Origin of the sequence: Thermomonas hydrothermalis (assembly GCF_900129205.1) — a bacterium.
Lineage (GTDB): Bacteria > Pseudomonadota > Gammaproteobacteria > Xanthomonadales > Xanthomonadaceae > Thermomonas > Thermomonas hydrothermalis.
Genome location: NZ_FQUK01000012.1, coordinates 1 through 13,112, shown reverse-complemented (window position 1 = coordinate 13,112; position 13,112 = coordinate 1). Strand labels below are relative to the sequence as shown.

Here is a 13,112-nt window from a genome sequence, read left to right as displayed (position 1 = left end):
GTGCTTACTGGCGCCGGCCGTCCACCTCAATGCCCTCGCGCGGGGTCTTGCTGATGCGTTCGTAGCGTCGGCCCTTGGGTGGGCTGTCGCTGACGTGCAGGTGACCGTCCTCGTCGCGCCAGCGATACAGGCTGTTGGCACGCGCGGCCTGGATCGCCGCGGCTTCGGCGGCGGCTTCACGTTCGCGCTCGCGCCGCGGCATCTCGGTGGTGAACCACCACCAGGCGGCCGCGGCCGTGGCCAGCGCCAGCACCAGCAGGGCGAGCTGCCTCATGGGCTGGCAGGCGGACAGAACGCCTTGACTGCCGCCGCGTTCAGCTCGGTCTGCGCCTTGCGTTCATCGGTGCTGAGGTTGCGGTCGGGTTTGCCGTCGCCATTGGTGTCGATGCCGATCGGCTCGCCGCTCTGCAGGCGCTTGAGGTTGGCGCGGGCATTGGTGCACTGCTCGCTTTCCGGCTGCTTGGCGGTGCTGGCCGCAGGCGTGCCGGTACGCACGTCGATGTCGCGGGTGGTGTGACGGGCTGCCGGTGGGGTGTCGGTATAGTGGGTGACGCCGTTGGCGTCCTTCCACTGGTAAACCCGCTGCGATTGCTGGGCGAGGACCGGCACGGCCAGGCAGGTCATGATCAGGGCGGAAACGAGATGAACAGGGCGCATGATGGGCTCCGGGGGAATGCCGGTTGATTGCAGCACCGCGCGGCTCCGGCTGCAAGCCCGTAAACTGAGAGGATGGATCAGACTCCGAATCTCCAACCCCACATGCGCGGTCGCGGGATTTACCTGCTGCCCAACCTGTTCACCACCGGCGCCCTGTTCGGCGGGTTCTATTCGATCATCGCGGCGTCGCAGGGACGGTTCGAGATCGCCTGCATCGCCATTTTCATCTCGGCGGTGCTGGACGGCCTGGATGGCCGGGTGGCGCGGTTGACCAACACCCAGAGCGAGTTCGGGGTGCAGTATGACTCGTTGTCCGATCTGGTCAGCTTCGGCATGGCGCCGGCCATGCTGATGTACCACTGGGCGCTGGTGACGCTGAAACTGGATGGCCCGACCTGGGGCAAGGTCGGCTGGCTTGGGGCATTTCTGTACGCCGCCTGTGCGGCGCTGCGGCTGGCCCGTTTCAACAGTCAGGTCGGCAAGGTGGACAAGCGCTGGTTCATCGGTCTGGCCAGCCCGGCCGCCGCCGGGCTGATCGCCAGCTTCGTCTGGGTGTGCCATGAGTTCCACCTGCCTGGCCAGCAGCTGCGCTACCCGGCGCTGGCACTGACGGTGCTGGCCGGGCTGCTGATGGTCAGCCGGATCCGCTACAACAGTTTCAAGGGCAGTCGGCAGGGGCCCAAGGCCGACCGGGTGCCGTTCTTCGTGCTGGTGCTGGTGCTGGCCGGGCTGATCGCGCTGTGGATTGCACCAGCGATCACCCTGCTGGGCGCCAGCACCTTGTATGCCCTGTCCGGCCCGCTGTTGTGGTTCCGGCGGCGTCGGCTGCCGGTGGAGGATGTGGATTGAGTTGGGATGCCTTCCAGCAGGCGGTGCTGGCCGAGCTGGGGTTGGTGCCGTACCAGGTGCGCGTGCCTGGCGTCAGGCCCACCCGGCCTGACCCGGTGCCTGCCGCATCGCCGCTGGACGTGTCCGATGACGAGCGGATGCTGGCGCGGCTGGCTTACGCGGCCGCTTGCCCGGTCGAGGTCGTGCAGGGCCTGGCGGTGGTGCAGGCGCTATTGCCCAGGCTGCGTCAGGAACCGCAGGTCAAGCGGGCCTTGTGGCCGCATTTGCGGGCGTTGCGACGGGAACGGCGATGAGCGTGGCGACTTATCTCGAAGCGCGTCAGCCCGGCCTGCGGCCGATGCGCGAGGCGGATCTGGACGCGGTGATGGCGATCGAGCGGCGTGCCTACGCCTTTCCCTGGACGCGCGGCATCTTCCTCGATTGCCTGCATGCCGGCTATGCCATGTGGGTGCATGACTATGGCGAGGGCGCCCTGGCTGGCTACGGCGTGCTCAGTATCGCGGCGGAGGAAGCGCACCTGCTCAATCTGTGCACGGCGCCCGGATACGAGGGCCGTGGGCTGGGCCGGCGCATGCTGCAGGCGTTGCTGAAGATTGCCCGCGCCGGTGGCGCGCAGCGGGTGTTTCTGGAGGTGCGGCCGTCCAATCCGCGCGCGATCGCCCTCTACCAGCAGACCGGCTTCAACGAGATCGGCCGGCGTCCGCGCTATTACCCGGCGCCCGGCAATACCCGCGAGGACGCCATCGTGATGGCGATGGAGCTGTTGGACTGACGCCGCCGGCCCGTCCATGGCCGGCGGGCGGTGGGCAGCACGTCAGCCCAGCCGTGCCCGCTGCGCGCGCTGTTCAACGAAGAACTGGGCGCGGTGGTGCAGGTGCCGCTGGCCGAGCGCGCCGCCTGTCCCGATCTGGTGGCCCGACACGGGCTGGTGGAATGCGTCCAGCGGATCGCGGTACCACTCACGACGCCGGTGATCCGGATCGCCGACGGTGATCCGGAGCTCTGTCCAGTCGTGATGGGTGAAGGCCGGCGGGTGGCCGCCGGCTTCATCCATCCTGGCTGATCGCGCCGGGATCAGAACGTCAGGGTCACCGCTGCGTACAGCGAACGCCCGGGCCCTGGCACCTGTGTCCCCCACTGCGGATAGTTCGGCACCGGCGGATTGATCGACATTGTGGTGCCCTGGCCGACGTAGGCACCACCCGTCGGGAGTGCGTAGAGGCGGTCGAACAGGTTTTCCACCCCGAAGTCGAGCCGCAGCGCCGACCACGCCCGCGAGAATCGCAGGTTCAGCAAGCCGTAGCCCGCGGTTTCCAGTTCGTTGCGGACCTGCGAGACGTCGTTCTTGCGGGCCACGGCCACCAGCTCCAGCGCATTGTCCCAGCCGCCAAGCCGCTGGGTCAGCGACACGCGCGCGTTGGTTGGCATGCGGTTGTAGAGGCCATCGCCGGTGGTCCGGTTTTCGCCATGCATCCACGACAGCGTGCCTTGCAGCGCGAACACCCCAAGCCCGCTCTCCGCCAGGCGCGCCTTGCCGGAGAGATCCATGCCGTACAGCCGTGCGTCCTGGTTCACATACTTCAGCACGGTGAAGGCATTGAGCACTGGAGTGCTGCGGGGGGCGTTGGTGCTGGGGTCCCACTGAATCGCGTCGATGTAGTTGGTGACCGAGGTCACGTAGGGCGTGATCTGCAATTCCCAGCGACGGTCAGCGCCGTGCAGGTCGAAGGTCACCGAGGCGGTAAGCGCGCGTTCCGGCGCCAGCGCGAGGTTGCCGACGTAGCCATTCCCGTCGCCGACGAAGTTGTTCATGATGGCTGCCATGGTCCAGGTGGACCACGGGAACACTTCGTACAGGCCGGGCGAACGCGTCTTGCGGGCCACCCCATACGCGATGTCCATGCGATCCGAGACCGACTGGCGCAGGATCATGGTGGCATCCCAGTTGCCATCCGAGCGTGAGCGGTTGGCTGCGTTGAATAGCGCAGCATCGCGCATCTGCCAGGAGCCCATCATGTTGGTCATGGGGTTGTAGCCCTGCACCGGGCCGGCATTCATCCGGACGCGCTCGTAGCGCACGCCAAGCTCGGCGATCCAGCGCGGAGCGAGGTGGTGTTCCCATTCGGCGTAGACCGCGCTGCGGTCGCGCTTCCCATCGTGGATGTTATAGAACTCACCCGGCCACATCATCGCGCCTGACGGCGGCCACCAGTCGTTCAACCGATAGGCGCGCTGCTCCAGTCCCAGCCGCAGGTGATCCTGCCCTTGCAATGCGATGTCCGCATCCAGCATGAAGGCGGTGGTGTTGCTCGAGGTCAGCATCGGCATGCCGGCCGCGCAGGTCGACCCGATCGGTGCGCACGGGGTCGCCTGTCCACCCGGCGGGTTATTGCCGCCCGATGCCGAGCCGTACCAGAACCGCTTGTCCGGGCCGAAATCCATCGCGTGGTTGAGCAGCTCGCGATACGCTCGTGCCTCCAGCCGTCCCCAGCTGAACTGCCCGAGGTAGCGCAGGTTGGCGCTGCGCTGGCGGTTGTGGGTCATGTCCATGCGCTGGTTCGGATAGCCTTGGCGCGGGATCTGTTGCCAGCCAAGGCGCGCCTCCAGCAGGTGGTCGCCGTTGGTGTAGGCCAGCTGCAGGGACTGGTTGTGGGAGACGTAGCCGGTCGAGCCCACCTCGTCCCTGGCCAATACGTGGCCCGCACGGCCAGTGAAATCGTAGAGCTTGAAATCCCCGCCCGCACGATAGTTGTCGGCCCGCGCCGTCGAGCCGGTGTAGCGCATGCTGAAGTGCTCGCTGGCGACGTTCAGCGAGACATTCGCCCCGTAGGCATCGCCATTGCTGCGGTAGTAAGTCCCCAGTTCGCCTGACAGCGCAATGCCCGTGCCCGGAGCCGCGAAGCTGGGTTGGCTGCGCTCGACGGCGATGCTGCCGCCGATCGAGTCACCGCCCTGCGAAACCGGGGTGATGCCCGGATACACCACGATGCGGGCGACATCCGACGGCGCCACATAGGACAGTACCGGATTCATGTGGTTGGGGCAGGATGCGGTGATGTCGGCGCCGTCCAAGCGGATGCGCAGGCGATCGTCGGCGAGGCCGTGGATCGAGGGCAGGCCGGAGACACCGCCGGCGGGATTGACCCACAGGCCGGGCTGACTTTTGAGCAGCGAGGCGGTATCGCTGGTGGCGGCGGCAGCGGCAGCGAGGGTCTCGTCGTCGATCGTGCGAGCCGGTGCGATGTCGGTGCGGGTGCCTTGCACGACAACCTTCGGCAGGACGGTGTCGCCGTCGGCGGCGGGCAGGTCGGACGCGTGGGCGAGGGTGGGCAATGCAGCGAGGATCGCGGCCGCGAGCGGCGCGACCAACAGGGAATGAGGACGCATGGGAACTCCAGAATGGGATGAGGCCGGTGCTGGGCTGCACGGCCAAGGGAACCCGGCGCATCGCGGCTGGCGAGCACCCGGGCAGGTGTCGGTGAAACGGCAGTCGGGCTCAGCCCGCGTTCGACATCGGCGGCCCGCGCGGGGCCCATCCCATCAGGTGACGTTGCGGCAGGCGCGGTTGCACGCGCAAGGCGGCGCGGGTCTGCGGCAGCGGTTGCGCCGGTGGCACCGACAGACCTGCCAACGGCAGCGCCGGGGACACCAACAACGGGCAATAGGCGCAATCATCAACGGGCGCCCGCGGTGCGGGATCGTTGGTACCACTCGCCCGCCAATGCGGCAGGTCGGCACCCTTCACTAGGCCGTCGCTGGAGCAAAACAGCCCAAGCGGGCTGGCCAATGGATCCTGCGCGAAGGCCTGGTACATCCGCCCAATGCTGGGCACCAGGGCCAGCAACAAGCTGCCTGCGAAGGCAAGCGAAAGCAGCAGGCGGTGGCAACGTCGCGCAGTCATCAGGCCGATATTATGGGCGACCCCGTACCGATTGTCTGCGTTGGATCAAATCCGCAAGGCATCCGAACCTGCCGGAACACCCATTCAGTCCGGTCCGTGTTCGAACCGTCGTTTGTGCGCTCGCCTTTCGGACAGGCGGCCTGGGAACGCCGACGGAATTTTCCGTACAAAGCAATTTCCCGCGGTTGACACGGGCGAAAACCGAGCAGCGACGCAGGGTTTTCGCGAATGCGCGGGGTTGCCGACGGAAGTCAGCCGCATGAGCGGCGTGCGGGTCTTCCCCGCACGCCTGACAGCAGCCTTGTGCGTTTTTATCCGAGCCGTGCGCGTTGTTCGGTCAAGGCGGCCAGCTTGGCGCTCCAGTCGGCCAACCGGGTTTTTTCCTGTTCGACTACAGTGGCGGGCACGCCAGGGCCGAACTTGGCCAGCTTGCTGGCGCTCTTGTCTTTCTCGGCGGCCACCTTGGCGATTTCCTTGTCGAGACGGGCGCGCTCGGCATCCAGATCGACCAGCCCGGCCAGTGGCACGAACAGCTGCAGGCTGCCCACCACCGCGGCGGCAGCGGCGGGCGGCTCGCCGGTGATCGTCTCGACATGCTCGAGCTTGCACAGGAAGCGCAGCGGAGCGTCGAACCGGGCCAGCCGCGTGCTGTCGTCGGTGCTGGGGCCGCGCACCAGCAGGGTGATCTGGCGGGCGGGGGAGACGCCCAGCTCGCTACGAATGCGGCGCACGGCGGTCACCATCGCCTTCAGCCACTCGATGTCGGCGTCGGCCTGGGCGTAGGCGGTGGTGTCGAGCATGCCCGGCTGCGGATAGGGCTGGGTCATGATGCTGCCGGACTTGCCCAGCCGAGGGGCCACGGCCTGCCAGAGCTCCTCGGTGATGAACGGGATCAGCGGGTGCAGCAGTCGCAGGAGTGCTTCCAGCACGTACACCAGCGTGTGGCGGGTGCTGTGGGCTGCAGCGACATCGTCACCATGCAGGGCGGGCTTGGCCAGTTCCAGGAACCAGTCGCAGACCTGGTTCCAGGTGAACTCGTACAGGCACTGCGCCAGCAGGTCGAAGCGGTAGCTGGCGAAATGCCCGGCCGCCTCGGCGCTGGTGCGTTCGAGTTGGGCCAGGATCCAGCGCTCGGCGTCGGTGCTGGGCTGCGGCGCCCCCGTAAAGGTGGCATCGCCGATATTCATCAGCGCAAAACGGGTGGCATTCCACAGCTTGTTGCAGAAATTCTTGTAGCCCTCGCAGCGGGCCAGGTCGAACTTGATGTCGCGGCCGGGGCCGGCCAGGGCCGCCATGGTGAACCGCAGGGCATCGGCGCCATGCGGCTTGATGCCTTCCGGGAACTCCTTGCGGGTGGCCTTTTCGATCTTCTCGGCCATCTTCGGCTGCATCAGCCCGGTGGTGCGCTTGGCGACCAGGGCATCGGCATCGATGCCGTCGATGATGTCCAGTGGGTCGAGGATGTTGCCCTTGGACTTGGACATCTTCTGGCCGTCCTTGTCGCGCACCAGGCCGGTGATGTAGACGTCGCGGAACGGCACCCGGCCGGTCAGGTGGTCGGTCAGCATGATCATCCGCGCCACCCAGAAGAAGATGATGTCAAAGCCGGTCACCAGCACGTTGCTGGGCAGATGCTGGTCGAAGCCACGTTCGGCCATCGCCTGCGGGTCTGGCCAGCCCATGGTCGAGAACGGGAACAGCGCCGAGGAGAACCAGGTTTCCAGCACGTCCGGGTCCTGACGCAGCGGTGTATCGCCCAGGTCGTGACGGGCGCGCACCTCGGCTTCGCTGCGGCCCACGTACACGTTGCCGGCGGCATCGAACCAAGCCGGGATGCGGTGGCCCCACCAGAGTTGGCGGCTGATGGTCCAGTCCTGGATGTTGTCCAGCCAGTGGCGGTAGGTGTTGACCCAGTTGGGCGGCACGAACTTCACCTCGCCCGACTCGACCAGCGCCAGTCCGCGCCGGGCCAGGCCGTCCATCTTCACGAACCACTGGTCGGTGAGGAAGGGCTCGATCACTTGCCCGCTGCGGTCGCCGCGTGGCACCTGCAGCTTGTGTGGCTTGATTTCCACCAGCAGGCCGGCGGCCTCCAGGTCGGCGACGATGGCCTTGCGCGCCTCGAATCGGTCCAGACCGTGGTAGCGCGCCGGGATGTCGGCTGCGGCCACGATCCGGGCGTCGTCGGTGAACACGTTGCGCAGTGGCAGCCCATGGCGCTGGCCGACCGCGTAGTCGTTGAAGTCGTGCGCCGGAGTCACCTTCACCACACCGGTACCGAAGCTGCGATCGACGTAGTCATCGGTGATGACCGGAATACTGCGGTCGGTCAGCGGCAGTCGCACCGCCTTGCCATGCAGGTCGCGATAGCGCGGATCGTCCGGGTGCACCATCACCGCGGTGTCGCCCAGCAGGGTCTCCGGGCGGGTGGTGGCCACCACCACGTAGTCGCGCACCTCGCGCAGGATTTCATTGCCGTCGGCGTCGTGCTCGACGTATTCGAAGGTGGCGCCGTCGGCCAGCGGGTAGCGGATCGACCACAGGTGGCCGTTTTCTTCCTCGCTGATGACCTCCAGGTCGGAGATCGCGGTCTTCAGCACCGGGTCCCAGTTGACCAGGCGCTGGCCGCGGTAGATCAACCCAGCCTCATAGAGCCGGACAAAGGCTTCGGTCACCGCGGTCGAGGCCATCGGGTCCATGGTGAACACGCTGCGCGACCAGTCGCCAGAGGCGCCCAGCCGGCGCATCTGCCGTTCGATGGTGTCGCCGGAGTGCTGCTTCCACGCCCAGACCTTTTCGATGAACTTCTCGCGGCCCAGCGAGTCGCGCGTTTCGCCCTTGCCTTCGAGCGCCAGGTTGCGGCTCACCACCATTTCGGTGGCGATGCCGGCGTGGTCGGTGCCCATCTGCCACAACACCCGAAAACCACGCATGCGGTGATAGCGGATCAGCGCATCCTGCAGGGTGTGCTGGAAGGCGTGGCCCATGTGCAGGGTGCCGGTGACGTTGGGCGGCGGCAGCAGGATGGTGTAGGCCGGGCCATCGCCTTGCGGGGTGAACAGGCCGGCGGCCTCCCACTGGGCATACAGGCGGGATTCGAAGGATTTCGGGTCGTAGCCGGAGGCGAGGGCGGTCATGGCAGGGAGGTCACATGTCGTATTTGTTCAAGGTCAGCCCGAGGCGCTGGTAATGGCGCCAGCGCTCGCGCAGCGGGCCGCGGGCGGCCGGGTCGGCCGGCACCACTTCCAGGACGCGCTCGAACGCGCCCTGCGGGGCCTGATCGCGCAGGTTGATCAGCAGCGGCCGCAGCGGAACGTCGATCTCCGGCGGGGCGATCAGGATCGGCGTGTCCTCGTCGTCCTCGTCCTGGCCGGCGATCTGGTGCGGCAGGTAGTCATCCGGGTCGAATGCCCAGAGCAGATCGTCCAGCGCTTCGGCCTGGGCACGGTCGCGCGCCAGGATCAGGGTCGGCTGCCCGGTGGCATAGGCCTTGCGCGCCAGCTCGCACACCAGCAGCAGCGGCTGCTGGCGAAAGCGCGGCTTGTCGATCAGGTAGAAGTCGGCGCGCGCCATGCCGATCGGTCAGCGTGCGCTCTGATCGAGCAACCACTGGCACAGCATGCCGACCGGGCGGCCGGTGGCCATGCCCATCTTGCCGTCACTGTTGGCCACGCCGGCGATGTCCAGATGCGCCCAGCGCTGGCCTTCGGTGAAGCGTGACAGGAAGCAGCCTGCGGTGATCGCGCCGGCCCAGCGGCCGCCGATGTTGTAGACATCGGCAAAGGCCGAATCCAGCAGCGGCTGATACTCGTCCCACAGCGGCAGCTGCCAGCCGCGGTCGCAGGCCTGCTCGCCGGCGCTCAGCAGCTCCTGCACCAGGTCCTGGCTGCTTCGGGTCATCACCCCGGTCGCTTCGCGGCCCAGTGCGATCATGCAGGCCCCGGTCAGGGTGGCCACGTCGATCAGCGCGGCCGGCTGGAAGCGCTGGGCATAGGTCAGTGCATCGCACAGGATCAACCGGCCTTCGGCATCGGTGTTGCCCACTTCGATGGTCTTGCCGGACATGCTGGTGATCACGTCGGACGGCCGGTAGCTGTTGCCGTCGATGGCGTTTTCCACCGCAGCGGCGATGCACACCAGATTGATCGGCAGCCGCATGGTCACCGCCGCCAGGAACGTGCCCAGCACGGTGCCGGCGCCGCACATGTCGTACTTCATTTCCTCGATGCCGCCCTGGGTCTTGAGGTTGACCCCGCCGGTATCGAAGGTGATGCCTTTACCGACCAGCACGTAGGGCTTGGCCTGAGCGCCGCCGTTGTACTTCAGCACGATCAGGCGCGGACGCTGGGCGCTGCCACGCGCGACGGCCAGCAGTGCGCCCATCCCCAGCGCCTGCATGGTGTCCTCGTCGAGCACCTCGCACTCCACGCCGGGCTGTGCCGCCGCCAGCGCCTGAGCCTGCTCGGCCAGATAGGCCGGGGTGCACAGGTTGGGTGGCAGATTGCCCAGTTCGCGGGTGAAGCGCACCCCGGCGGCGATGGCGATGCCCTGGGCCAGTGCAGTGGTGTCGCTGCCGGTAATCGCCAGCTGGCGCAGGCCCGATTCCTCGCGCTTGGGATTTTTCGCGCCCAGGGTGGCGGTGTAGCGGTAGCAGGCGTGGTCGGCAGCGATCACGGCCTGACGGATCGCCCAGGCCGGGGTCCGGCCGTCCGGCACGCATTCGCTCAAGGTGAGCAGGGCAGTGGCGATGGCACCGGTCTTGAGGGCACCGGCAGCGTGGCCGACGGCCTTGATGTACTGGGCGGCGCCGAACTTGCCGGCTTCGCCCAGGCCCACCACCAGCACGCGCGGGGCGGTGACCCCGGGCAGATCGTGCAGCAGGGTGGTCTTGCCGAGCTTGCCGTCGAGGTCGCCGCGTGTGGCCAGCGCGCTCAGGCGGCCGCCGCTGGCGTCATCGAGTGCCTGTCCGGCAGGGCTGAGGTGGCGGTCGGCATACACGCCGACGATCACGCAATCGACCGTGGCGCTGGCGGCAGGGGTCTGGTTCAGGCTGAATTCGAGGCTCATCGATCAGGGTACCCGTGGCGTAGGGAGAGGAATGGCGCAGGGCAGCGGCGGGCAGAGCGCCTGGCTGGCATACAATGCGCGGCCTGCGCCCGGGCGGCGGTGCCGCGCGGAGTGAACCTTCGATTCTAAAGCAACCGGGCCCGATGCCGAAGCTGGACCGCTACCTGAGTGCCGAGTTTGCACGTGCCGTACTGGCGGCGCTGGTGGTGCTGGCCATGGTCAGCCTGGGGGGCGTGTTTGCCGATGTGATTGCAGAAATGGCGCGCGGCAAGCTGCCGCCGTCGCTGCTGCTGTCGCAGCTGGGGCTGCGCCTGCTGGGCCATCTGCCGATGATCCTGCCGCTGGCGCTGCTGCTGGGCGTGTCGCTGGCGGTCGGCCGGCTGTATCGCGATTCGGAGATGTTCGTACTGACGGCGATCGGGGTGGGTCCGCAGCGCCTGCTGCGCCCGCTGCTGTGGGTGGTGGTACCGGTGCTGGTGGTGATTGCGCTGTGCTCGCTGTGGCTGGGGCCCATGTCAATCCGGCTGGCCCGCAGCATGGTGGCCGAGGCCAACCGCAATCTCCTGGTGGCCGGGCTGGAGCCGGGCCGCTTCACCGCCCTGGCCAACGGCGGGGTGGCCTATGTCGGCCAGATGTCCGCGGACGGCACCCGCTTGCAGCGGGTGTTCCTGTTCCACGAGCGCAACGACCGGATCGACGTGGCCACGGCGCAAAACGGCGAGCTGAGCCACGACCACGGTGAGCGCCTGCTGACGCTGCTGGATGGCTTTCGGGTGGAAGGCCCGGCCGCTGGTACGGCGCTGGATTACCGGCTGATGCGGTATCGCCGCAACGAGCTGGTGCTGCCGCCGGCAGATGCAGGCAGCCGCAGCGACGCGCCCGAGTTGCAACCAACCTCGGCTCTGCTGCGCGATCCCTCGCCGCCGGCACGCGCCGAGCTGCACTGGCGGCTGGCTTCGCCGTTGCTGGCGCTGGCGCTGGCGCTCTTGGCGGTGCCGATGGCGCGCAGTCTGCCGCGGCAGTCGCGGCACGGGGCGATCTTGCTGGCGTTTCTGGTGTATCTGGTCAACCTGATGCTGATCATCCTCGGCACCCGCTGGCTGGCGGAAGGGCGTCTGCCGACGGCGCTGGGGCTGTGGTGGCTGCTGCTGCCGCTGCTGGCGGTGGCGGTCTGGCGCTATGTCCGCGATGGCCAGCTGCCGCGGCGCAGGGGGCGGCGATGAAACGCTGGCCGCGTTTGCACGATCTCTACCTGGCTCGCAGCGTGCTTGCCAGCATCCTGCTGGCGTGGGCGGTGTTGCTCGGGCTGGACGTGGTGCTGGCGTTTGCTGGCGACATGGACGAGATCGGCCGCGGCGGCTACACCCTGGGCCATGCCATTGCCGCCACCGGATTGACCATTCCTGGTCGGATTTATCAGCTGTTTCCGACCGCGGCAGTGATCGGCACCCTGCTGGCACTGGGCCAGCTGGCCGCCAGCGCCGAGCTGACCATCCTCAGCGCGGTGGGGGTCTCACGCGCCCGTCTGGCCGGGGCGGTGCTGGCGCTGCTGGGGTTGATCACGGTGTTGATGCTGCTGGTTGGCGATACCCTGGCCCCCTGGGGCAATGCCCGCGCGCGTGAGATCAAGTCGCTGCGCTACGGTGACATGGCGCTGTCGCGCTACAGCGGGTTGTGGGCGCGCGAGGGCAACATGTTCCTCAATGCCCGCGACGGCCAGGAACGCCGGCAGGGCGATGCCCGCTGGCTTGAGCTGCGTGGGGTGCGGCTGTTCGAGTTCGACGGCGATGGCAGGCTGCGCTCGATTGCCCACGTGGCGCGTGCCGAACACCGCGACGGTGCCTGGCTGCTGCACAACGTTGAGCGCGACGTGTTCGCCGCGAAGTCGGTGCAGCGGAGTCGGGTGGCACAGGAACGCTGGGCGTCACAGCTGGATGCCACGGTGCTTTCGGCCAGCATCGCCCGGCCGGGAACGTTGCGCAGTGCCGAACTACGCAATGCCATCGAGTACCGCCGGCGCAACCAGCTGGATGCGTCCGAGTTCGAGAACGAGTACTGGAGCCGCTGGTTCTACCCGTTCAACGTGCTGGCGCTGGTGCTGGCGGCGCTGCCATTTGCATTCGGATCGCTGCGCAGCGGCGGCTATGGCAAGCGCCTGTTCATCGGCATCGTGTTCGCCCTGGGCTTCTGGGTGCTGCAGATGATCTCGTCACGGCTGGCCGGGATCTATCACATCGATTTCCGTATCGCCTATGCCCTGCCGCCGATCATCATGCTGACGGTGTCGTTCCTGATGTTCCAGCGGCGCAGCTAGGGAAGGTCTGAACAACCCGCCCTGACGCCTCGATCCCGGCCTTCCAAGGCAGATTTTTGTCTCGAATGCCGTTCCAATGCCCTGTATACGCGCCGTTTCCGGCGCTTTCAGGCGGGTTTCCCCGCCTTACAGGCGCACCAACCCTGTCGCCGGCATCAACTGCCGGCGCACCATCCACAGATTCGACAGCGCAAACAGCGTCAGCACCTGGGCCGCGTTCTTCGCGATGCCGCGGTAGCGCACCTTCATGTAGCCGAACTGCCGCTTGATCACCCGGAACGGGTGCTCCACCTTCGCCCGCAGGCTCGCCTTGTAGCGCTCCCA

At 67.5% G+C, this 13,112-nt stretch carries 14 protein-coding genes; 6 read left to right on the top strand and 8 right to left on the bottom strand.

Going from position 1 to position 13,112, the window contains the following annotated elements:
* Positions 1 to 4 precede the first annotated feature (4 nt).
* Both BUA29_RS04885 and BUA29_RS04880 read right to left on the bottom strand, forming a co-directional pair.
* Positions 5 to 274, bottom strand: coding sequence for a DUF4124 domain-containing protein (locus BUA29_RS04885; RefSeq protein ID WP_072755500.1), 270 nt, complete (start codon positions 272 to 274; stop codon positions 5 to 7).
* Positions 271 to 657 carry a DUF4124 domain-containing protein gene (locus BUA29_RS04880; RefSeq protein WP_072755499.1) on the bottom strand — a complete coding sequence of 129 codons (387 nt, stop codon included), beginning with the start codon at positions 655 to 657 and terminating at the stop codon, positions 271 to 273. Before BUA29_RS04880 ends, BUA29_RS04885 begins: the two co-directional genes overlap by 4 nt.
* 72 nt (positions 658 to 729) lie before the next feature.
* On the opposite strand from BUA29_RS04880, the gene pssA reads away from it, so the two are divergent.
* Genes pssA through BUA29_RS04860 form a run of 4 tightly spaced genes read left to right on the top strand, consistent with a single transcriptional unit; the run spans position 730 to position 2,569 of the window.
* Entirely contained in the window at positions 730 to 1,506 is a 777-nt protein-coding gene (gene pssA / locus BUA29_RS04875) for a CDP-diacylglycerol--serine O-phosphatidyltransferase (RefSeq protein ID WP_072755498.1), read from the top strand.
* Entirely contained in the window at positions 1,503 to 1,799 is a 297-nt protein-coding gene (locus BUA29_RS04870; protein ID WP_072755497.1) for a hypothetical protein, read from the top strand. Before pssA ends, BUA29_RS04870 begins: the two co-directional genes overlap by 4 nt.
* Entirely contained in the window at positions 1,796 to 2,278 is a 483-nt protein-coding gene (gene rimI, locus BUA29_RS04865) for a ribosomal protein S18-alanine N-acetyltransferase (RefSeq protein WP_072755496.1), read from the top strand. Before BUA29_RS04870 ends, rimI begins: the two co-directional genes overlap by 4 nt.
* Before the next feature lie 30 nt (positions 2,279 to 2,308).
* Complete coding sequence (locus BUA29_RS04860) at positions 2,309 to 2,569, top strand: hypothetical protein (RefSeq protein ID WP_072755495.1); 261 nt, start codon at positions 2,309 to 2,311, stop codon at positions 2,567 to 2,569.
* An 11-nt stretch (positions 2,570 to 2,580) separates the two neighbouring features.
* Here the strand turns inward: BUA29_RS04860 and BUA29_RS04855 are convergent, their stop codons facing one another.
* The 5 genes from BUA29_RS04855 to BUA29_RS04835 form a co-directional block, all read right to left on the bottom strand.
* The gene (locus BUA29_RS04855) at positions 2,581 to 4,893 is read right to left on the bottom strand and encodes a TonB-dependent receptor (protein WP_072755494.1); all 2,313 of its coding nucleotides are present in this window, start codon (positions 4,891 to 4,893) and stop codon (positions 2,581 to 2,583) included.
* Positions 4,894 to 5,002: 109 nt separating this feature from the next.
* The gene (locus tag BUA29_RS04850) at positions 5,003 to 5,407 is read right to left on the bottom strand and encodes a DUF2946 family protein (RefSeq protein WP_072755493.1); all 405 of its coding nucleotides are present in this window, start codon (positions 5,405 to 5,407) and stop codon (positions 5,003 to 5,005) included.
* Between the two features lie 311 nt (positions 5,408 to 5,718).
* Positions 5,719 to 8,544 (bottom strand): valine--tRNA ligase, encoded by a 2,826-nt coding sequence (locus BUA29_RS04845; RefSeq protein ID WP_072755492.1) that lies wholly within the window; start codon positions 8,542 to 8,544, stop codon positions 5,719 to 5,721.
* 10 nt (positions 8,545 to 8,554) lie between these two features.
* Positions 8,555 to 8,980, bottom strand: a complete 426-nt coding sequence (locus tag BUA29_RS04840; protein ID WP_072755491.1) for a DNA polymerase III subunit chi — start codon at positions 8,978 to 8,980, stop codon at positions 8,555 to 8,557.
* A gap of 9 nt (positions 8,981 to 8,989) precedes the next feature.
* The gene (locus BUA29_RS04835; RefSeq protein WP_072755490.1) at positions 8,990 to 10,474 is read right to left on the bottom strand and encodes a leucyl aminopeptidase; all 1,485 of its coding nucleotides are present in this window, start codon (positions 10,472 to 10,474) and stop codon (positions 8,990 to 8,992) included.
* Between the two features lie 143 nt (positions 10,475 to 10,617).
* On the opposite strand from BUA29_RS04835, the gene lptF reads away from it, so the two are divergent.
* Entirely contained in the window at positions 10,618 to 11,697 is a 1,080-nt protein-coding gene (gene lptF / locus BUA29_RS04830) for an LPS export ABC transporter permease LptF (protein WP_072755489.1), read from the top strand.
* Positions 11,694 to 12,788, top strand: coding sequence for an LPS export ABC transporter permease LptG (gene lptG, locus BUA29_RS04825; protein WP_072755488.1), 1,095 nt, complete (start codon positions 11,694 to 11,696; stop codon positions 12,786 to 12,788). Before lptF ends, lptG begins: the two co-directional genes overlap by 4 nt.
* A gap of 126 nt (positions 12,789 to 12,914) precedes the next feature.
* On the opposite strand, the gene BUA29_RS04820 is transcribed toward lptG, so the two are convergent.
* Positions 12,915 to 13,112, bottom strand: a 198-nt coding sequence (locus tag BUA29_RS04820; protein WP_143148810.1) for a transposase, incomplete at its 5' end; no start/stop codon positions are given.